This window comes from Verrucomicrobiia bacterium (assembly GCA_035946615.1).
In the GTDB taxonomy this organism is placed as follows: domain Bacteria; phylum Verrucomicrobiota; class Verrucomicrobiia; order Limisphaerales; family UBA8199; genus DASYZB01.
Map to the genome: position 1 here is coordinate 1 of DASYZB010000108.1, position 20,011 is coordinate 20,011.

The following is a 20,011-nucleotide window of genomic DNA, read 5'->3' on the forward strand; positions in this document are numbered from 1 at the left end:
TTTCCTTGGCTTTACTGTTCGGCGCATATTGGGTGCGCCGAGCGTGGGGAACAGGGCATTGATTATGATCTTACCAGAACGTATTGCTACTATCGTGGTTTGCTCGTTTGCGGCCCTCATGCTGGCCATTTTGGTGATGTATGGATGCACCTTTTTTGCGTGGAACTTGAGCCCCGCATTTTTGGCGCGCCTCGACACAATCCTGGAAAAAATGACGTGGGTGAATTTGCTCGTTTGCATCGCCGCAGGGATAATAATCGGGCTAATCACGCACAGGTTTAAATGGTCGTTAAGGACTGCGCCATCGTGGGTTCAAACTCTATGGGCAATTGCTTTCGTGGTCGCGATTACGCTTAATGTTGTGTTGATGTTGAAGGGCAAACCGGTAGCGGTTCGTGTTCAAGATCAAACCGTCGAAATTTCCGTGGATGGAAAATGGCAGGCCGTTAGCGCCTCGATGTTCGAGCAAACCATTCGACGAAATGCAAGGAGGCATCTTGCTGGCATCCTCTTTGGGGTTGTCCTGTGGACGGGCTTCACCGCCGCCGTATCCGCGTATGATCCGAAGCAACCGCTTCCAGGGGGGCAAGAAAGACCGCCAGTTGCTCCAGCGTGATAAAAGCCGTCATCGTCAGCGGTGCGAGCGCTCCGCCAAAGTTGAAATGTTCGTTATTGAAAATTGAAATTGAAAGGAAATTGCTTTTTGGCACGCGAATTGTTTTGTACGCTGCGCGGGGTGAGGGAGAATTGGTTTTTCTGTGTCCGGGCGCATTTTCGAGCATTTTCCGCCACTGGTGAGGAAACCATAAAGCCAACCGGCGGCAGTTGTCAAGGCAGAAGCGCACTTTAGCGTCTGAAGCGGCTCCGAAAGCGGGTGGAATTGGGGTGGCAGGACGGCAGGAGCGTGGTTGAGCGGCCAGAGGGCCCAAAAAGTGCCTGACGCAACGACACCGATTCGGAGGCTGGTGTTTCGGCAAACCCAGTTCAGTCGGTCAGGACATTTTCGTAATCGGGCGTCGGGTCCACGTCTAGGCAGGCCTCATAGGTCCAGGGGCCTGCGGACGCCGCCGGCGGAGGGCGAGCCGGCGGGTCGTGCCAAACGCCCAGGTGACGCAGGATTCTCTCGACGACGCGGGGGTCGTCAATGACGCACAGCACTCGCATTTCATGCTGGCAGACCGGACAACGGAGCGGATCGACATGCCAGACGCGCAGGATCAGGTCGCGCCACTTTTTGGAGGGCAGCTTCAAAGGCGGGGGCGGGGACAAGCCGGGCCGGCGCGCCACTGACGCGGCAGCCACCCCGCGGTGGCGGATGCCGCGCATCTTATTGCTGTACCAGCCGTAGTAGCGGACCAGTTGCACGCCTTTGTCGGGAATATGCTGCGTAATGGCCGCCAAGAAGTCGGTGGCGCTGAAGACTCGAAGTTGCGGTTGATCTTGGCGTTGAGCCGGGAGCGGTAGATGACGGTGTCGGTGGGGGATTCCAGTGTCGTCTAAACGGCACAGGTTTTTAGTGATGAAAAGTGCTACGCGACCCCGATATTACCGGCTCCGGCGCATCAGGTTCAGGCGCGAAGTCCGCTGGAAGCCGAAACCCGAAGCTAGCTTTTTTAAAGGCGCCTGGGCACACTCTTGAAACCCGCTCATGCTGCAAACATTCGAAACCACAAAGGTCCGCAATTGGTTGGCCGGCGCATTGGTTCTTGTGCTGGCCACTGCGCAACCCACCCTTTCTGCCACTTCGCCCGCCTCGGGCTCAACCAACTACGTCAGCGGTGCCCTCATCCTGCTCAATGATAATGGCGCGTGGTCCTGGTTTATGGATAAACGCGCGATTGTGGACCGTGGCCGCCTGCTGGTCGGTTCAGTGCGCGCCAACGGCAGTTTCACAAATTCGGATGCCGCCGGCTGGGGCAACGTTGAACTCTCCGTGCTGAGTCTCAAGAGCCGCACCGTTCAGCACGTCCTGCTTCATGAGCACCTCGAACAGGACGATCACGCTGCGCCGGGTTTGCTTGTCCTGCCGGACGGACGTTACCTGGCCGCTTATTCCAGGCACAACCAGGAACCGCGCTTCTGGTTCCGCATTTCCACGCGCCTGGGTGCCCCCAATGCTTGGGACCCCGAAGTCGAAATGACCACCCCCGGCGTTAAGGGCAATTGGCGCGGCGACAACTTCACCTACTGCAATCCCATGCTCTTGAGCGCCGAGGCGAACCGTATTTACCTTTTCCACCGCGGTGTCTCCGAAGACCCCAACTACCTCTTCAGCAATGACGGCGGACGCAGTTGGACTTACGGAGGAAAGCTCTTTGATGGGCGCCACGGCTACAGTCCCTATACCAAATACGCCTGCAACGGGCGCGACACCATCCACTTCGTCGCCACCGAGGACCACCCGCGCAATTTTGACAATAGCCTCTATCACGGGTTCATCCGCAGCGGAAAAATCTATCGCACCGACGGCTCCTTTGTCGCCGTGCTCTCGACTTCCACCAATACACTTGTCCATCCGTGGGACCTGACGCGCCTCTATCAGGGCGGTCCCTCGAATGTCGCCTGGATGTGCGACATCGAACTGGACAAGCACCAGCGCCCTATCGTGCTCTTCACGGTGCAGGTGGACGGGGCCGGCCTGCCTCCGGGCCGGGGCGGTATGGACCATCGCTTCCACTACGGGCGCTGGGACGGCGCCCGTTGGCGCGAATCTCAAATCGCGTTCGCGGGCAAACGCCTTTACGCGGGCGAGGACGATTACACCGGCCTGGGCTCAATCGACCCCCAAAATACCAGCACCCTCTGCATCTCCACAGACGCCGACCCGCGCACCGGAGAACCGCTCATCAGCCGGGCCGATGGATTGCGCCATCACGAGCTGTTCCTCGGCAAAACTCCTGATGGCGGCCAATCCTGGGCCTGGACTCCCATCACCGCCAATTCCACAATGGATAACCTCCGGCCACTCCTGCCCTCGTGGAAAGACGCCCGCCTTTTGGTAGTCTGGATGCGGGGCGCTTACCTTGCCAATCGCGGCCAATGGACCACCAAAGTCGTCGCTACCCTCCTCTCGCCATAGCGACGTTTAGCAATCGCAACCGATCGCAACCGCTCCCGGGAGCGGTTGACACTCGTCACGCGAAAAGCATTACTTACCGAAAGTTGCCGGCTTAAAACAGGCTGCAACAGTCCTGCGCATTTGCAATCCCGGCTTCGCTCGGCCATGTTGGGAGGGGCGGGGGCCACCGGATTCTCCCCAAACCGGCTTTGAGCGCGGCCCGCTCCGAACGAACATTGTTGCACGCATGCATATTCTTGAATGGCTCTACGTGATTGTGGCGGTCGTGCTGCTCTTCGGCGCATCCGTGTTTGTGCATGAATTTGGCCATTTCTGGGTCGCCCGCCGCCGCGGCCTGAAAGTCGAGGGCTTTTCCATCGGCTTCGGCCCCAAGCTCTTTGGCTGGAGACGCGATGGAGTCAATTATGCCTGGCGGCTCATCCCCGCAGGGGGATTTGTCGAACTGCCCCAAATGCTTACTTCGGAAATGATCGAGGGCAAAAGCGAGACAAGCGAAAAACTTCCCAACGTTTCGCCCTGGTCAAAAATCGTGGTCGCTTTGGCAGGACCGGTGATGAATGGAGTTTTTGCCTTTGTGCTGGCAACGGCGATTTATTTTGTGGGACTTCCCGTGCGCGTTAATCCCGCCATCATCGGCGGTGTCGAAGCTGGGTCACCCGAAGCGCGGCTGGGTATTCGTCCCGGTGATCGCATTGTCGCGGTGAATGGGAAAGCGGTGACCTCGTGGGAAGATGCGCAAATGACGGCGGCGATGGCGCCGACCAATGTCCTTCCGGTGACTATCGAACGCCATGGTGTGCGGACCACGTATCTGCTGACGGCGAAAATGAATCCCGAGCTGGACCTTAAAATCCTGAATCTGGAGCCAAGCGACCATCCCGTCATCGACGAGGTCATGGCCGGCAGCGCGGCCCAAGAAGCGGGATTGAAAAAGGGCGATGAAATCATTTCGTTTGCCGGGGTGCCTGTGCTGGGCCAGCAGCAATTGGTCAACCTGATTCAAAAACACCCAGGCCAGCCCACTCTTATCGAGATCAGGCGGGGGAAGCGGCGCCTGTCCATCACCGTGACGCCCAGGCTTAACTCGGAGAAAAAAGCCGGTATGCTGGGCATCCTGATCGGCCCAAACGCCCTCAGCGTTTATGACGTGCAAAAACCCGGACCGCCCCCCTGGCGGCTTGTGGCGCAGGTTTGTGGGCAGACCTTCGATACCATTGGCGCCCTGTTCCATTCCCGGCAGACGGGTGTTGGGGTCAAGGACCTCAGCGGGCCGCCCGGCATCCTGGCCATGCTCGCTATCGAATTAAAAACCGATTACCGCCTGGCCTTGAAGTTCATGGTCTTGCTCAATATCAGCCTGGCGATACTCAATCTCCTGCCTTTGCCCGTGCTCGATGGAGGCCATATCGCCATGGCCATGCTCGAAAAGCTTCGCGGACGGCCTTTAAGCCCTCAGATTCAACAATACGCCACCACCGTTTTTGCCGCGCTCCTGATTTCTTTCATGCTCTACGTTTCTTACAATGACATCGTCCGGCGCTTTTCTCTGTTTAAATCGATGTTGGACCAGCAAGTGCAGGTTGAATCCGGCGGAACCTCAAACGCGCCGCCTCAATAAGAGGCTATTTTTAAAGCAGGCTCTTAACTGTTGTCGCTGGGTTAATACCCCGATTGAGTCCCTCATCCGTTAGTGGAGGATTTGTTGAATTTCCTCTCCCGCAAAGCCGAGCTCGAAGGCGTCTAACAAACAAGCATCTCAGCGGCTCTCGGGTTGGCTCTCGGATGGCTTTTCCGGGGCCGGTTTGTCCGGCTCGCCACGGTAGCTGGCCACCACCCACTCGCTGAGTACCTTGTCCGGGTTGCCCACGGCGTCGGTGTCCAGGACGAACTCTTGTTTGCCGGAGTTTTGGGCCAGGAGCTTGAGGCCGAAGTGAAAATCTTTGAAGCGCCGGGCGCACAGGTCGCGAACGGATTGGCCTTTATCGAGCGCCTCCTGGACCAACAGGTCAGCCGCTGCGCTGGTGAAAGTGATCTTCATCCCATGATTCTCCTGGAACCGGCGCGCAAACTCCTCGACCAGTTGTTTGGCGACAATCCGTTCCTCCTGGCGCGGGTCGGACAGAATCTTGGCCAATTCGGCGGCTGGATTATCGACCAGTTCACGAGTAACAACGAAGCGCTTTACCTTCGAGGAAGGCAGCTCGAACTTGATGTCGCGAAAGGTGCGCTCGCAGACCGTCATCAACCCCCGCGCGCCGGTCTGTTCGCCCTGGGCCCGCTCGGCTATCCGGCGCAGCCCTTCATCGGAGAAGAGCACTTCAATGCCGTAGGCGGCGAAATCCTGTTCATATTGGCGGATAATGCTGCCTTCGGAATTCTTCAGGATCAGAAACAGGTCCTCGACATTCAGCGACTGGCAGACCACCCGCACAGGCAGCCTCCCAATAAACTCCGGCTCAAAGCCGAACTCGATGAAGTCACGGGTCTGCGATTGAGCCAGCACCTCGGCGGCGTTGTCCGGCGGGCGCTCTTTGGCCGCGAAGCCGATTGTCGCCTGGCGCAGGCGGTGGTGGACGATCTTCTCAAGACCCCCGAATGCGCCGCTGACGATAAAAAGGATATGTTTGGTGTTGATGGTCGCAGGGGGCTTCTTCCCGCGTTGGGTGAAGTCCATCATGGCCTGGATTTGTCCGGCGATGTCATTGGGCGACCGGGCGGGCACCTCGGTTTCTTCCATCAACTTGAGCAGGTTGGTCTGAACACCCCGGCCACTGACGTCTCGGCCACCCGCGTTGCTTGCGGCGGCGATTTTGTCGATCTCGTCAATGTAAATAATCCCATACTGGGCGCGGGCCGCATCCCCCTCCGCCAGGCGCACCAGGTCCCGGACCATATCTTCGACATCCCCTCCGACGTAGCCCGTTTCGGAGAACTTGGTCGCGTCCGCTTTCACGAAGGGCACTCCGATCAGGTCGGCTGCATTGCGGATGAGGAATGTTTTGCCCACACCGGTAGGGCCGATGAGAATGATGTTTTGCTTGGCATAATTGGGCGACTCTTTGCCTTCCAGCGCCAAGCGGACATGGTGGTAATGGTCGCAGAGCGCGACGCTCAACACCTTTTTTGCCTCATCCTGTTTGATGACAAAACGGTCCAGATAGGTTTTGATCTCCCTTGGCTTGTAGTTGAATTCGAATTGGTCCGCCTTGTGCTCCTTGTCGCCGGTCCCGGTGTCATTTGGGCCGTCGGTTGCAGCTTCCGGGGTTGGCATCGCCCTCGCCGCCTGGAGATGCTGGCGGACAAATTCCGATAGCTGCCGCTGAAACTCTTCCGGGGAAGGCGGCCCGCTCAATGGTGGCTTATTCATAAAAAGTAACTTTTGGCCCTGAGGAACCAGCCCTCCGAGGGCGTTGCACTCTGCTCGCGCGGCCAATCGCCTTGCCACCTTACCCCATTTGTGCCATAAGACCAACCATGCCCGAGGAAATTCCAACACCAAATCGCGAACGGTTTGAGGCGGCTTTGCACCGGTTCGATGAGGAAAACAGCCGCGACCCCAACATCGAGCGGGCGGGAGGGGCAGGGCATCCCCGGGAGTTGCTCTATGCGCGGCGGCTAAGCCAGTGGGTGCTGCGGTTGTGCCCCCAGGCCTCCGAGGCGCTCCGGTTAGCGGCTCGCTGCCAGCACTTGTGCCGCTGGACCATTCCGCGTGAGACCTATCCGATGACGCGCCGGGGCTATCTCCAATGGCGCGAGGCACTCAAAAAATTCCATGCTCTCGAGGCCGGCAAAATCCTCAAGGAACTCGGCTACCCTGAGGAGCTTATCGAGCGCGTTCAATCTCTGAATTTGAAGCGGGGCTTCCCACGCGATGCCGAGGGAAGGGTGCTCGAAGACGCCCTTTGCCTGGTCTTCATGGAGTATCAATTCGGGGAATTGGCCCAAAAGACCAGCCGGGACAAGATGATCAATGCGCTTCAGAAGGCCTGGAAAAAAATGACCCCCGCCGGCCAGGCCCAGGCGCTGGCGCTCTCTTATACTCCGCAGGAAAAGGACTTGCTCGATGAGGCTCTCTCAAAAGGCCCGTCAACAAAAGAAAGCGGCGACCCGCCTGAAGGCTGAATCGCCGCTCAATGTTGTAATCAGCCTGCGCCCACCTCAGTTCAGGCGAAGGCTTCAGCAGCATTCTTAACGGCCTGTAGGCTGCACTTGGCTTGCGCCACCCTGGAACCAGGCCTGCTTCCCGTAATGTTGGTAAATCTGAGAAGCGTACGCGGGGTCCGCAAAATTCGGCCAGCTACTGTTGGTGAAGTGCGGCGCCGAGGCAAGCTGTTGCTGGTTCAAGTTCGACACCAGCGTTTTTTGATTCGATGCCAAGGTCAACGCGTCGGGCGGCAGAGCGTAAAGGTTGCTGTCCAGGTTCAATCGCGACGCAGGGGCCAGAATGACGAACAAAATGCGCCCGGCAGGCAGGTCCACAATCTCTGTGCTAACCTTGCCGAGCGGCGTATTATTGACGTCTTTGACTTGAGTGCCGCTGAGCTGTGTCAACCGGTGCACGTTATGGAAAGACCCTTGGTTGACCGGCGCGCTGCCCTGCCACCAGGCCGGTTGGCCGTAGTATTGACAGACCTGGGCTACAAAACTCGCCTGACCCATTTGGTTGGGTTGGGCAATCGTGCTGGTAAACTGCGGTGCGGCATCGAGTTTCGCCTTCGTCTCGTTTACCATGAGCGACGGCCCAGTCGTTTGGGTGAATACTCCCGGCGCAACGGCTATTTTACCGTTCGATGCGCCTACGACGGCGTATAGAATATGACCAGATTCGAGATCAACTACCATCTCATCAAGCGTCCCGATTTTCTGATTGTCCGAACTCATGACCTGTTTGCCAATAATCTGATGGGCGCGCTGCGCCTGTGTTAGCGAGGTATCTTGCTGCTGCCCTATAACAGGGGTGGCGAACATCCCCAGCGCCAAAGCGGCAAGCGTCGGCCAAATTGTGAATTTTGATTTGATTTTCATAACTACTCCTCTTTCGTTAGGGAAAATATCGGATGTAACTCCGGCGTGTGCCACTGGGGTTTAGACCCAAGACCTACCTCAGGTCCACGCCGATGTGGTCTTCGACTCGGCTGACGCCAGGCACACTAGAGACGATTTGCACGATTTCGTCACGCTCATGTTCGGCGGCCACCTTGCCTCGCAACGTCACAACTCCCCCATCGACGGTTGCTTCGACCCGTCTCGATGCCCCTGCCAGGTCAGGGTCGCTTTTCAACCCAATGCTGATCGACCGGGCAATGGCGATGTCTGCGGTTTCAAGCGGTACGGGTTCGTTGTCATCCCGACGAGCGCGAACGGCAAGCGGTGCTGCAGGACCGGGATAGACACGGACCACGTCGCTTTGAGAGGTGGGCGTGGGGACAGTGACTGCTGGTGTGTAATACACAAGGGCCGGCTTGTGGCTGCTGACGCAACCGGTCATTAGCGACGCCACGACAAGGGCAGCTAAGCGAGAGATTTTCACATCACGCGATGCTTAGGGAATAAATTGATTGAACCAAAATGAGAAAGGCGGCGAGGGACAATCTCGCCGGTCGTGAAGACTTGGCGCGCAGGGGCAGTTAGATTCGCCCGAGCAAGACCAGGACAATGATGATGACCAGGATCAGCCCGACAGTGCCGCCTGGAGCATAACCCCAGGAGTTGCTGTAACCCCACGTGGGCAGCACACCGATCAATGCAAGCACCAGCAGAATGATGAGAAGTGTTCCAAGGCTCATATCTTTTCCTCCGTTCAACCGCTATTTGTTTCCATTGAGGTCCCGGTTTGCAAACCGCCGACCTCACCGGCAGTATAGATGAGCCACTCCAGATTACCATAGGGTCAAACCCCTTAAAACTCTTCCTCTAAGGCTGCTTTTGTATTGTTTCTGCGACCGGGCGCAGCCCTGCCTCGGTCTCGATGATGCCTTTGGCAATGGCGTGCCGGGTCAACCCGGCGACATCGTGAATCCCCAGTTTGTTCATCACCTGCTGGCGGTGTTTCTCGACTGTCTTGATGCTAATGCACAGTTCAGCCGCAATTTGTTTGTTCGCCCGCCCTTCGGCAATCAGTTGCAGCACCTCGGCCTCGCGCGTGGTGAGATAATCCGTTCGTCTTTTGACCGGCTGCCCTGTAACGAAGGCGTCGCGGCATTGGTCGCGCAAACGTTTGGCAATGGCCGGGCTGAAAAAGGCGTTGCCGCGGAAGGTTTCACGGATGGCTTTGAGCAAGTCATTGGCGGCGGTCTGCTTGACCAGGTAGCCCACAGCGCCCGCTTCCGTGACCTGCTGAACGTACTCATCCTCGCAATACGAGGAGAGGATGAGCACTTTGGTCGAGGGCGCGGCCCGGGTGATTTGGCGTGTAGCCTCCAGGCCATTGAGCACGGGCATGGCAATGTCGATGACCGCTACGTCGGGCACAAGCTTCTTTACCTCCTGGACAGCCTGCCGCCCATTATCGGCCTCGCCAACAATTTCGATATCCGGCTCCGCTGCCAGCAGGGCGCGGAGCCCTTGACGTACGACGATGTGGTCATCAGCTAATAAAACCTTGATTTTATGCATAAATCGCTCTCCTGGGTTCGTGAATCTTTTTAACCTCATTCGAACCTAATGCCATTTTCTTTATGCGCCACCGATTTTGCCAAAAATTTTTTGCAGACGCGTAGTCAATGAGCCAATTTAATGAACATGGGAAATTCCCGTCTGCTAACGACCGGTGTCGCGCTGATGCTGGCCCTGAATGGTTCCGGCGCGGCGCCGGATTTTGATCAAAGCCAACTGCTTAGCCTGCCTGCGGTGGGATTTTCACGGTTGCGGGTTCTTTCACCCACGACCCTTGAACTGCTGCTGGTCACCACCAAAACACCAGGCTCGCCACCCACGGTCTGGAACTTTATCGATGCCAAAGGCCAGGCGCATCTGCCCGCCCCCGGGCAATTCCTTATCTCGGCTGCGGGCAAAACGCTCGGGGTCAAAGCCGTGGGTTTTAAGCGCCGTGTGTGTTATGCTCCATTCAAGCACTGGGATTTGCGCATCGCCAATTGGCTCTACTTGCAACTCGCCGAGCCAATCCAGGAAAATCAAACCGTCTCGGTCAGCAACCCCGGAGGCGCGCTTTGGAAGGAGCCCGCCCGATTTGTGGCGCGCAACGATCCGTTCCGGTGGTCGCCGGTCCTGCACGTGAATCAAACGGGCTATCTGACCGCTTATTCGAAGAAAGCCATGGTCGGCTATTTTCTTGGGAGCTTGGGTGAACTGGAATTGCAGCCCCAGACTGTCCAGCAGACGCGAACCGATCCCATGGCCTTTGAGGTTCTCGATTCCGCTTCCAATCGAGAAGTGTTTCATGGGCTACTTGCAGCGCGGCCAGACCACGGATTTCCCTTTAACTGCTATCAGCGTGTGTTCGAGGCTGACTTTACAGCATTAAAAGCACCAGGTGACTATCGGCTGTTCGTGCGTGGCCTGGGCACTTCCTTCCCGTTTCGCATTGGGGATGAAGTGGCTGGGGCGTTCGCAAGGACGTATGCGCTGGGCATCTATCATCAGCGTTGCGGCACGAGCAACGCCCTCCCATACACACGTTTTGTCCACGGCGCCTGCCACACCGCCCCCGCCGAGGTGCCTACAATGAGCGCGCGGTTTGAGTCGGTGAATGATTCGCTGGCTAAAGAGAGCGCGAACTATAAAGACAATCCGCGCCACACGGCGCCGCAATTGAAGAACGTTGCCGCCAGCCTCTATCCCTTTGTCAATCCCGGGCCTGTGGACGTGAGTGGCGGCCATCACGATGCCGGCGACTACAGCAAGTACACCATCAACAGCGCGGCATTCATTCATCATCTTGTTTTTGCAGCCGATGTCTTTCCTGGGGTTGCCGCCCTCGACAACCTGGGCTTGCCCGAAAGCGGAGACGGCAAGAGCGATGTCTTGCAGGAGGTGAAATGGGAGGCTGATTTCCTGGCCAAAATGCAGGACGCGGATGGCGGCTTTTATTTTCTGGTTTATCCGCGAGACCGTGAATATGAGGACAACGTTCTGCCCGATCACGGCGATCCGCAGGTGGTTTTCCCAAAAACAACAGCAGTCACCGCAGCCGCCACCGCAGCCCTGGCCCAATGCGCCTCCTCGCCGAAATTCAAAGCCCTGTTTCCCGAGGCTGCCGCGCTCTACCTGAAGAAGGCGCGGCTGGGCTGGTCGTTCTTGATGAAGGCCATTGCCAAATACGGCAAGGATGGCACTTACCAGAAAATTACCCATTATGGCGATGAATTCATGCATGACGACGAGCTGGCCTGGGCGGCTTGCGAGATGTACCTGGCAACGGGCGACAAGGATTGTGAGAAAAGGCTCAGCGACTGGCTGAACCCGTCGGATCCCAACACGCGGCGATGGGGTTGGTGGCGTCTCTATGACTCCTATGGATGCGCTATCCGCAGCTACGCCTTTGCGGTAAAGAGCGGGCGGGTCAAACCCGGGCAGCTCAATCCGCTGCTGCTCGAGCAATGCCAGGATGAAATTGATGCCGACGGCCAGGACCAACTCCAGCGCGCCGAGGCCAGCGCCTATGGGACCAGTTTCCCTATCGAGACCAAGCGCGCTATGAGCGCGGGTTGGTACTTTTCAAGCGATGCGGCGTTCGATTTGGCGGTAGCCTATCAACTGGATTACCCGGTTAAGAGAGACCCACGCCCAAAACTGCTCGAGGCGCTGCTGAGCAATCTCAATTACGAAGAAGGCTGTAATCCGGTGAACGTCACCTACCTGACCGGCCTGGGATGGAAACGGCAGCGGGAAATTGTGGACCAGTATGCCCAGAACGATCGGCGGGTGCTGCCTCCCACGGGCGTTCCCTTGGGCAATATCCAGGCCGGATTCGGTTGGAATTCAACTTACAATTCCGAATTGGATGAGCTGAGCTTTCCACCCGACGGCGCCCAGGACTCCCCGTATCCGTTTTATGATCGATGGGGCGACGGGTTCAACTTAAGCCAGGAGTTTGTCATTGTGAACCAGGCGAGGGCCTTGGGTTACCTGGCGTGGCTGATGGCGCAGACCCCTTTGAAAAGCCAACCCTGGAAACCGATTCCGGGCCGCATTGCCGGCGTGCCCTCTCTCCCATCCAAGGCTGCCAAGGTCGTGGCGAGCCTTTCAGCCTCGGGGATCGATCTTTCCTCGGCTCGCATCGTATGGGAGGCCAATGATCAGCAGCCGGTCTTAGGCCAAACTTTCACTCTCCATCCTGGCCTCTCCGGTCTGCAATGGCTTGAAGCCGAGGCCCAACTGCCCGATGGCCGGCGAATCTTTGCCGTTCGCGACGCGGCGCATCCGCAATTAACACCGGGGCTTTAGCCCTTTGGGGTCTCGCGCCAGATAGCTCTGCTGTATTCACCCACTTTCTCCTGCTGTGGGCGCAGCGTACGGTCTTCATCGGCGAAAGCTTAGTTGCACCGATTTAACAAACAAAAGCCGCTCCTGGCAGGGCGGCAAAGAGGAGTGCGACCAAGCGGAGCCATCAAACGATGGAACGGAACCGAATCGGATGAATGGGAGTGGGATTAGTCCTGCAATGAAACTGCTTTTCGTTCATCAACACCTCGGCGAATTCGGGGGTGCCGAGACTAATATTCACCTGACTTCGGGTGAATTGCGCCGGCGGGGGCACTCACTCAGCCTGCTCTATGAGAGCGGCACAGGCCGCGATGAAGCGGCGTGGCGTGAGATTTTTTCTGATTGCTATGGTTTGGCCAGACCGGCCAATCGCGAAAAGATCGAGGCGGTTTTAGACCAAGTCCAGCCGGAAGTGATATACCTGCACAAAATGGCCGGGCTGGATGTTTTGGAGCTGTTGCTCGACTCTGGCATTCCCATCGTGCGGATGGTCCACGATCACTCCTTGTACTGCATGCGCGAGTACAAATACAATTACTTCACACGCAACATCTGCACTCGCCCGGTATCGGGTTTTTGTATCTTTCCCTGCCTGGGGTCGCTGGTTCGAAGCCGGGAGCGGTCCGGATTGCCGGTTGCCTGGCGCAGCTATGCCGCCAAAAAACGCGAGGTGCGCCTCAACCAGCAATGCGCCCGGTTGATCGTCTATTCCCACTATCTGAAAGGGGAATTGGTTCAAAACGGATTTGATCCGGCTAAGATCGAAGTGTGTGTTCCGATGAGAGTTCGAGTCAATGAGCGGATGACCACCAACTTCAGCGAGCGCAACCTGCTGCTGTTTGTAGGTCAGATCATCCGGGGCAAAGGGGTTGATGTCCTGTTACGGGCCTTGGCGCGGGTGCGCACGCCCTTTCAGTGCGCCATTGTCGGAGACGGCAATCATCGGCGGTCTTGCGAAAAGCTATGCGCTAAACTCGGCTTGAATGGCCGGGTCCAATTTCATGGCTATGTGCCCCCCTCCCAACTGCGGAATTATTACCTCAACGCAAGCGTGTTCCTGATGAGTTCGCTTTGGCCCGAGCCCTTCGGCATGGCCGGCCCCGAAGCGATGTGTTACGGCGTGCCAGTCGTGGGGTTTGATGCCGGCGGCATCCGGGAATGGTTAATCGATGGCCACAACGGCTATCTGGTCCCCTGGAACGATACGGCGGCCTTTACTGCGCGCATCGACGAGTTGCTTGTCAATAAAGACCGCGCCAGGCAATTGGGCAACCGGGCCAAGGACTGGGTCAAACGCTACGATGCTCCAAAGCAAATTGATATTTTGGAGAACGCCTTCCGGCGCGCCGCGCACCAGGAGCAGACCTTGTTGCCGAATTCGATGCCGGCGCCAGTTTCCCTTTGTTTATGAATGATCCGATTCAAGATTCTCTTTTGCGGCGCTACGCCGCCGCCCAAACCAGCCGTGGCCGCCTCTTGCTCAAGCTGCACCTGCTCCAGCAACGCCTGCGGGCGCAGTGGTTTATTTATGGCGCGGACCTGGTAAAGCGCGGCTTTGACGTTCTGGTTAGCGCGTTTTTCCTGCTCCTGCTTAGTCCGCTTTTTGGTCTGATCGCCCTTGCGGTTTGGGTCGAGGATGGCGGCGCCATCTTTTTCGCCCAGACGCGAGTAGGCCGGTATGGGCGCCCGTTCAAGATGTATAAAATCCGCTCGATGTGCCTCGATGCCGAGCAGCGGCTCGAGGAGGTCTGGAAGCGCAATCAGCACAAAGAAGGAATCACCTTCAAAATCAAGGATGACCCGCGCATTACGCGGGTTGGAAAGTGGTTGCGGAAATACTCCTTTGACGAGCTGCCTCAGCTTTATAATGTCCTCATTGGCGACATGTCGCTGGTCGGCCCGCGCCCGCCCGTTCCCCGCGAGGTGGCCATGTACTCGCTGGCCGACCGGCGCCGGCTCGCCGCCCGCCCGGGCATTACCTGCGTTTGGCAGATCAGTGGCCGCAGCGAAATCGATTTTTCCGGCCAGGTCAAACTCGACGTGGATTACATCGAAAAGCAAAGCTTTTGGATGGACCTACAGATTCTGGCCCGAACGGTCCCCGCAGTTATGTCAGGAAAAGGCGCTTGCTAATGAAGCCACTATTGATTTGTCCCACTCAACGTCCTCCAGTGAAGCTCCTATCGGATTCAGGTCCTCTGGCGGCCTTGCCACTGCTGGGTCAAAGCCTGCTGGAATATTGGCTTTCCTACTGGGCGCTCGCAGGAGCGCGGGAGGTGCTTCTGGTGGTCCACGAGTGTCCCGAAACAATCTGCGCTTTAGCTGGAACAGGAGCGCGTTGGGGCTTAAAGCTCAAGACAATTGTCGAATCGCGCGAGCTGACCCCAGCGCAGGCCTTATTAAAATTCGCACCCGAGTTGGACCCAGCCCCGGCGCCAAACAGCGTTGTGACCCTCGACCATTTTCCGGGGGTTCCCGAGAGGCCGTTGTTTGCGAGTTACGACAGTTGGTACAAGGCGCTGGTCGAGTGGATGCCCTGCGCGCTCACCCCGGACCGAGTCGGCGTACACCAGGCGCGCCCTGGGGTTTGGGTCAACGCCCAGGCCCATATCGCCCCCCAAGCCCAATTGCGCCCGCCGTGCTGGATCGGACGGCACGCCTTGATTGGCGCCGGAGCAACAATCGGTCCCGGCAGCATCATCGAGGACGGGGCGTTCGTCGAGCCGGGCGCTGAGATCATCCAAAGTTGGGTCGGGCCGGACACATTCGTCGGGAAGTTTGCGCGATTGGCCCATTCCTTGGCCCGGGGGAACACTTTAATTGACTGGCAGAGCGGCAGCTCGACGATGGTGCCCGACCCGTTTCTTTTGTGCGCCTTGCGTACACCCAAACAGCGGCGCACTGCCGGCTGGCTCGCCCGGCTCAACCAGCTTTACGCGCGCGGTAAAGGTGAGAGCGGTCTGGCCTGGAAAGGCCTCTTGCTCAATAGGAGAGCTGACGGATGATTATCTCCCCGCATGCACTGGGCGTGAGGCTCAGCCAGGTTGCCGAGCCGGACAGCGCCAATGTCGCAGCCTTTGAGGAGGCGATTGGCAGCTTGCTCACGGCCGCTCCTGTTCAAATCGACATCGGGCATGAACTGCAGCTCGCCCGTTCGATTCAAGAGTCGTTTCTGCCCATAAATTTTCCCCCATTGCAGAGCTTTGACCTGGCCGGCTTCTGCCGGAATGCGCATCAGGTGGGCGGTGATTTTTACGATGTGTTGCCTGTTGCTTCTGACTCCCTCCTGTTGCTCGTCGCCGATGTGATGGGCAAAGGAATCCCCGCTGCCCTTTTTGCAGCAACACTCCGCGCTTTAATCCGCTCCCTGGCCGAGTGGACCCATAGCCCCGCCGAGTTGCTGGCGCGCGCCAACCGCCTGATGTTCCAGGACCTCTCCCGGGTTGATATGTTCGTCACAGCCCAGGTTGCTCTGCTGGAAACCTCCGCGCGGCGTCTGACCATCGCCAGCGCCGGCCATTGCCCATTGTTGGTGGCAGATGCCCTGGGCGAAATCAAGGCCCTCTCGCCCGATGGCATTCCCATCGGCATCGATGCAAACGCCGCATTTAAGGAGCAGAGTCTTTTACTGACAACCGGAGGCTGCGCCCTTCTTTATAGCGACGGTGTCACTGAAGCTCAAAATCCGATGGGTGAGTTTTTCGGCCAGGCCGGCCTCGAGCAGCTTCTTCTCGAAGCCGTCGGCCAGACGCAAAGCGCGGCCAGCGTCAAAGAGAACTTGCTCTCCATGCTGACTCTGTTCCAAGCCGGAACGCAGCCAAGAGATGATCAAACCTTCCTGGTTCTGGCCGGTTGATAGCCGGAGGGCCCTTCACGGCCAATGGAGATGTTCGTGCAGGAAAGCGAAGGTCCCCTGGCCGTGAATCGTATGCGGCCCTGTAAACCACTCGATGGCGCATTGACCCTCAAGCCCCAACCGCGCCTCATACAGATACCGCACCTTGGCGAACTCGTATGCCACCGTTTCATCAGGCGCAACGCCGTCGAAATGCCCGCGTTCGACCATGAATGGGCGTGGGGCAATTAAAGCCGCCATCTCCGCATAATTGAAGGTGCGGCCGAGGTCGAACTCGAAAATCTCGTACTCGGGCAACCAAACATAACTATAGGGACTGAGAGTCGAAGCGCACTTCCATACCCAGTCGTTGAAATCACCCGCGCAGATGGATAGGCAATAGTTTGTCACCAGGGCCGGCACGCGCATCGCCGTCTTGCCGCCGTAGCTCAAGCCGTAAAATCCAATCCGGGCCGGATCGACGAATGGCTGCGTTTTGAGCCAGTCGGTGATCCGTTGATGCTGCGGCGCCATAATGGAAAACAACGTTTTGCCCAGAGGATTGGCCTTGCGTTGAAGCGTGCGAAAGCGGTCGCCAAAAATATAGAGGTTTTGCGGCGCGAAAGTCACAAAGCCTTGCTCGCATAGCCGTGCGGCGAAATCGTGATAGTAATGGCTGTCGCCGGTTATCGTGTCCTGCGGACGGCCCTCCAGACCATGCTGGCAAACCACCACTGGCCGCCGTTCACCGGGCTTGAGGTCTTTGGGCAGCAGAAGAATCCCGTAAGCGCTCACGTCCGGAAACACATCGAGCACGACTTCGTAGCCGGTCCATTTCGGCTGGTCATAGGCCAATCGCGAACGCGCATGAGCCGGCAGCAGGCGGTCGTCAAACCGGCCAATGACCTGGCGGTAAAAGAAATCGCGGTAGCCGTCGGCGCTCAGGCGGAATTTTTCCGGCGATGTCGTATCGAGCTTTGCCATGAACTCCTGGCGCACGTAAGGGCTCTGAGCCAGGAGCAACTGGCTGTGGCGGTCCAACTCATGCAACTGCGGCTCCTGCCGGGCCGCTGGGTCGAACCCGGGCCACAGGTTCTCAGGGGCCGCCTCTTGCGGGGCCAGGCGAGCCTTGCTGCTCAGCGCGCTTAAGAAAGCTTTCAAAGCGCCTTCACTGCCAAAGGGTCCCGTCCCCGCCTTGCCACTGACGACCAACTCCAATTTCGGCGAGGGCTTCAGCCCGGCGACCAGACCGCGGGCGCGCGCAAATTCCGAGCGGACATCTTCCAGCCTGGGAGACTCAAGAATTCCCGGCGCGCCCTTGACCCGTTGCGATGCGACGTACGCGCTGCCACCGGGCAGGGTCAGTTCCGGGCCACCGGCGGCCTCGACGATCAAGCTACGGGGCGCGATCATCCCCGCCACCTCTGTATCCCCAAATTCATCCAGCAGACCAAACACATTGCGGTCCACTGGTTGCCGCCAGATGACCTTGCGCCGCTCATCGAAGTATCCGCTGACGCACGCGGCCCTGATCCGCGTGTCCAGCGCTGCGGTGTAAAACGCCAGCAAACCGCCTTCCCCCCACCCGATCACCCCGATTTTGAGCGCAGAATTTGTGCTTTGCGCGCTCATCCAGTCTATTGCCGCCAGGACTTTTTCAATCTCATAACCAATGATGTGACGGCCCAGCTCGAAAGCTGAGCGATAAATGAATTCGCGATTCGAAAGCCCCCTTTGCGCGTTGATTCGCCGGTTGATCAACATCGGAACGATCACTCGGCACCCGCTCTCGACCAGGCGCCGCGCTAACTGGCTCTCGGGCGCAATGCCCCCGGCCAATCCCGCCAGTTGCTCAGGCGTCTGGTCGGCGTCCGGGAGCGCAACGACATTTGCAACGGGCGCATTGCTTGGCACGAGCAGCAGTCCTTCTCCGGTGACATCCCCGAATGCCGGCCAGTGCACGGCAAACACCTCATAACCCTGCCCGCGCCCACAAAGAGCGGGCCGGGCAGTGGTCGCGATGAGTTCAAGTTCGACTTTGCCAACTCGCTGGTCGCGCACTCCAAGGATATGAGCCAAACGCTGCCTGTTGGCGGCCAGGGACGACTCGTAAGCCTGCCATGAGGAAAAATCTCTGTGCCAAAACTGCTCCCGTCCCGCGAGCGATTCCTCAAGCTTGCGCAGTAAGAACCGGTCCACGCCCGCCACAAGGTTTGAGGCCACATCCCCCTCTATCGTCAGTGGAGCGGTGCCCGCAAGCGGTTGTAGCGGCGCGCCACAAGCCCAGGCCAAACTGGCAAGCCAGAACAGCAGAAGCCGTTGAGCAAGTCCTATCTTCATTGAACACCGGGTCATGTTCCAAGTTAAGCCGGAGTTTTGCAAGCGTGGCACGTCTTCTTCGATGAAGCTTGAGGACTTCTAATCGCAGGTGGTTTCCGGTGGTTTGGACCCAGAGCCAGCCGCGGGTTCAAGCCCCGTAGGGGTAACCTGTTCAGCCTCGGTTTTGGAACCAGCGCCCACTCACCGGCCCACCCAATTCTCCAACAACGGCCCACTGGCACCGTACACTGGGTCCATCTTCGGCAGGCGCACCCGGGCGATGTTTTTATCCGCACGCGGGCGTTCGCCGGCCCTGCCATAGTTCATGTCCCAATCTTGGCCTTCCGGATAGGCGCCGACGACCCCGAAATCAGCGCTCGAACCAAGGTTCTTGTGAGCCACTCCGGCGGGTATAATGACGACATCGCCGCCGTGAATCTCTTGTATGACGCCCGCTTCGCCGCCAAGCTGGACCTTTGCTGAGCCGCTATAGACGCCCAGCACTTCATGGGCCGTGCTGTGGTAGTGGTGATAAGGATAAATGCCATTCCGCCAAGTGGCACTCCAGCCGTGCCCGGCAAACAGTTGCTCAAAAATCGCCGCAGGCTCCTCCTCCGGCAGTACGACCGCTCCCCGATAAACCAGCAGCGGCAGTTTGCTGTTCGGAAAGACCCCGTCATCCTTCAATTCCTGCGCCACCACATCGGGTTCATGCACAAACTGCTCGAAGTGCGATGCTGTTCCCCTCGTATCCATTTTCGATCTCATGAGCCAAACTTACGCCACCGCAACCTGGGATCAAGCAACTGGCATTACCCATTAGGCGAGAAGGTTTTCCTGCGCACTTTACGGATTTTAACACACAACTGAACAAAAACGGTAAAGAGATTTCCGTTGACGTGTCGTCGATTATAGATGTAATCTACCGAAGGATTGCAGATGTAATCGACCAACAACCAATGAAAATTCCCCGTATTTCCGATGCCGAGTGGGAGGTTATGCGAGTCGTCTGGAAACAGGAGCCTTGTTCCGCCAGTGAAATCATTGCGGCGCTCGCTCAACGCGACGTTGCCTGGCATCCCAAAACCGTCAAGGCCTTCCTGAACCGGCTTGTCAAAAAGAAAGCTCTCGGTTTCAAGGTGGATGGGCGGGCGTATCTCTATTACCCGCTGGTGCGGCAAAGTGAATGCGCCGAGGCCGCGAGCGTTTCGTTCCTGGACCGGGTGTTCGGTGGCTCCTTGAAGCCGATGGTGGCGCATTTTGTGGCGCGCAAGAGGCTTTCGCGGGAAGAAATTCGCGAATTGAAAGAGCTGTTGGACAGCCAGGAGTAAGGA

Annotated in this window: 18 protein-coding genes; 10 read left to right on the forward strand and 8 right to left on the reverse strand. The window is 58.0% G+C overall.

Translation table 11 applies throughout. The features are described 5' to 3' along the window. A partial coding sequence (locus tag VG146_15395; protein ID HEV2393737.1) for a hypothetical protein occupies positions 1 to 616 on the forward strand: 616 nt, incomplete at its 5' end. A gap of 368 nt (positions 617 to 984) precedes the next feature. Here VG146_15395 and VG146_15400 read toward each other — a convergent pair. Further along, the gene (locus VG146_15400) at positions 985 to 1,521 is read right to left on the reverse strand and encodes a transposase (protein ID HEV2393738.1); all 537 of its coding nucleotides are present in this window, start codon (positions 1,519 to 1,521) and stop codon (positions 985 to 987) included. A 127-nt stretch (positions 1,522 to 1,648) separates the two neighbouring features. On the opposite strand from VG146_15400, the gene VG146_15405 reads away from it, so the two are divergent. Together VG146_15405 and rseP are read left to right on the forward strand one after the other, a co-directional pair. Beyond that, positions 1,649 to 3,079, forward strand: coding sequence for a BNR-4 repeat-containing protein (locus VG146_15405; protein HEV2393739.1), 1,431 nt, complete (start codon positions 1,649 to 1,651; stop codon positions 3,077 to 3,079). 226 nt (positions 3,080 to 3,305) lie between these two features. After that, positions 3,306 to 4,697, forward strand: a complete 1,392-nt coding sequence (gene rseP / locus VG146_15410; GenBank protein ID HEV2393740.1) for an RIP metalloprotease RseP — start codon at positions 3,306 to 3,308, stop codon at positions 4,695 to 4,697. 138 nt (positions 4,698 to 4,835) lie between these two features. Here rseP and VG146_15415 read toward each other — a convergent pair whose 3' ends face one another. Beyond that, positions 4,836 to 6,446 (reverse strand): AAA family ATPase, encoded by a 1,611-nt coding sequence (locus VG146_15415; protein ID HEV2393741.1) that lies wholly within the window; start codon positions 6,444 to 6,446, stop codon positions 4,836 to 4,838. A gap of 107 nt (positions 6,447 to 6,553) precedes the next feature. Here VG146_15415 and VG146_15420 point away from each other — a divergent pair, with 107 nt between their 5' ends. Next, positions 6,554 to 7,201: a DUF4202 domain-containing protein gene (locus VG146_15420; GenBank protein ID HEV2393742.1), complete on the forward strand. Its 648-nt coding sequence runs from the start codon at positions 6,554 to 6,556 to the stop codon at positions 7,199 to 7,201. Positions 7,202 to 7,267: 66 nt separating this feature from the next. Here VG146_15420 and VG146_15425 read toward each other — a convergent pair whose 3' ends face one another. The 4 genes from VG146_15425 to VG146_15440 form a co-directional block, all read right to left on the reverse strand. After that, on the reverse strand, positions 7,268 to 8,104 hold the full coding sequence (locus tag VG146_15425) for a PRC-barrel domain-containing protein (protein HEV2393743.1): 837 nt from the start codon (positions 8,102 to 8,104) through the stop codon (positions 7,268 to 7,270). A 73-nt stretch (positions 8,105 to 8,177) separates the two neighbouring features. Beyond that, the gene (locus VG146_15430; protein ID HEV2393744.1) at positions 8,178 to 8,609 is read right to left on the reverse strand and encodes a BON domain-containing protein; all 432 of its coding nucleotides are present in this window, start codon (positions 8,607 to 8,609) and stop codon (positions 8,178 to 8,180) included. A gap of 97 nt (positions 8,610 to 8,706) precedes the next feature. After that, positions 8,707 to 8,865, reverse strand: coding sequence for a DUF3309 family protein (locus VG146_15435; protein ID HEV2393745.1), 159 nt, complete (start codon positions 8,863 to 8,865; stop codon positions 8,707 to 8,709). Positions 8,866 to 8,992: 127 nt separating this feature from the next. Beyond that, a complete protein-coding gene (locus tag VG146_15440; GenBank protein ID HEV2393746.1) occupies positions 8,993 to 9,694 on the reverse strand; it encodes a response regulator transcription factor in 702 nt (233 codons plus the stop codon). Between the two features lie 120 nt (positions 9,695 to 9,814). Between VG146_15440 and VG146_15445 the strand changes: the two genes are divergently transcribed. The 5 genes from VG146_15445 to VG146_15465 all read left to right on the forward strand — a co-directional run bounded on the left by VG146_15445 (position 9,815) and on the right by VG146_15465 (position 16,379). After that, the gene (locus VG146_15445) at positions 9,815 to 12,484 is read left to right on the forward strand and encodes a glycoside hydrolase family 9 protein (GenBank protein ID HEV2393747.1); all 2,670 of its coding nucleotides are present in this window, start codon (positions 9,815 to 9,817) and stop codon (positions 12,482 to 12,484) included. Positions 12,485 to 12,701: 217 nt separating this feature from the next. Beyond that, entirely contained in the window at positions 12,702 to 13,934 is a 1,233-nt protein-coding gene (locus VG146_15450; protein ID HEV2393748.1) for a glycosyltransferase family 4 protein, read from the forward strand. Next, positions 13,931 to 14,656, forward strand: a complete 726-nt coding sequence (locus tag VG146_15455) for a sugar transferase (GenBank protein ID HEV2393749.1) — start codon at positions 13,931 to 13,933, stop codon at positions 14,654 to 14,656. Before VG146_15450 ends, VG146_15455 begins: the two co-directional genes overlap by 4 nt. A 38-nt stretch (positions 14,657 to 14,694) precedes the next feature. Beyond that, on the forward strand, positions 14,695 to 15,528 hold the full coding sequence (locus VG146_15460; GenBank protein HEV2393750.1) for a hypothetical protein: 834 nt from the start codon (positions 14,695 to 14,697) through the stop codon (positions 15,526 to 15,528). Next, positions 15,525 to 16,379 carry a PP2C family protein-serine/threonine phosphatase gene (locus tag VG146_15465; protein HEV2393751.1) on the forward strand — a complete coding sequence of 285 codons (855 nt, stop codon included), beginning with the start codon at positions 15,525 to 15,527 and terminating at the stop codon, positions 16,377 to 16,379. Before VG146_15460 ends, VG146_15465 begins: the two co-directional genes overlap by 4 nt. Before the next feature lie 15 nt (positions 16,380 to 16,394). Here VG146_15465 and VG146_15470 read toward each other — a convergent pair whose 3' ends face one another. Both VG146_15470 and VG146_15475 read right to left on the reverse strand, forming a co-directional pair. After that, a complete protein-coding gene (locus VG146_15470; GenBank protein ID HEV2393752.1) occupies positions 16,395 to 18,698 on the reverse strand; it encodes a dienelactone hydrolase family protein in 2,304 nt (767 codons plus the stop codon). 180 nt (positions 18,699 to 18,878) lie between these two features. After that, on the reverse strand, positions 18,879 to 19,445 hold the full coding sequence (locus tag VG146_15475; GenBank protein ID HEV2393753.1) for a cupin domain-containing protein: 567 nt from the start codon (positions 19,443 to 19,445) through the stop codon (positions 18,879 to 18,881). Between the two features lie 191 nt (positions 19,446 to 19,636). Between VG146_15475 and VG146_15480 the strand changes: the two genes are divergently transcribed. Continuing rightward, positions 19,637 to 20,008 (forward strand): BlaI/MecI/CopY family transcriptional regulator, encoded by a 372-nt coding sequence (locus tag VG146_15480; protein HEV2393754.1) that lies wholly within the window; start codon positions 19,637 to 19,639, stop codon positions 20,006 to 20,008. Positions 20,009 to 20,011 lie beyond the last annotated feature (3 nt).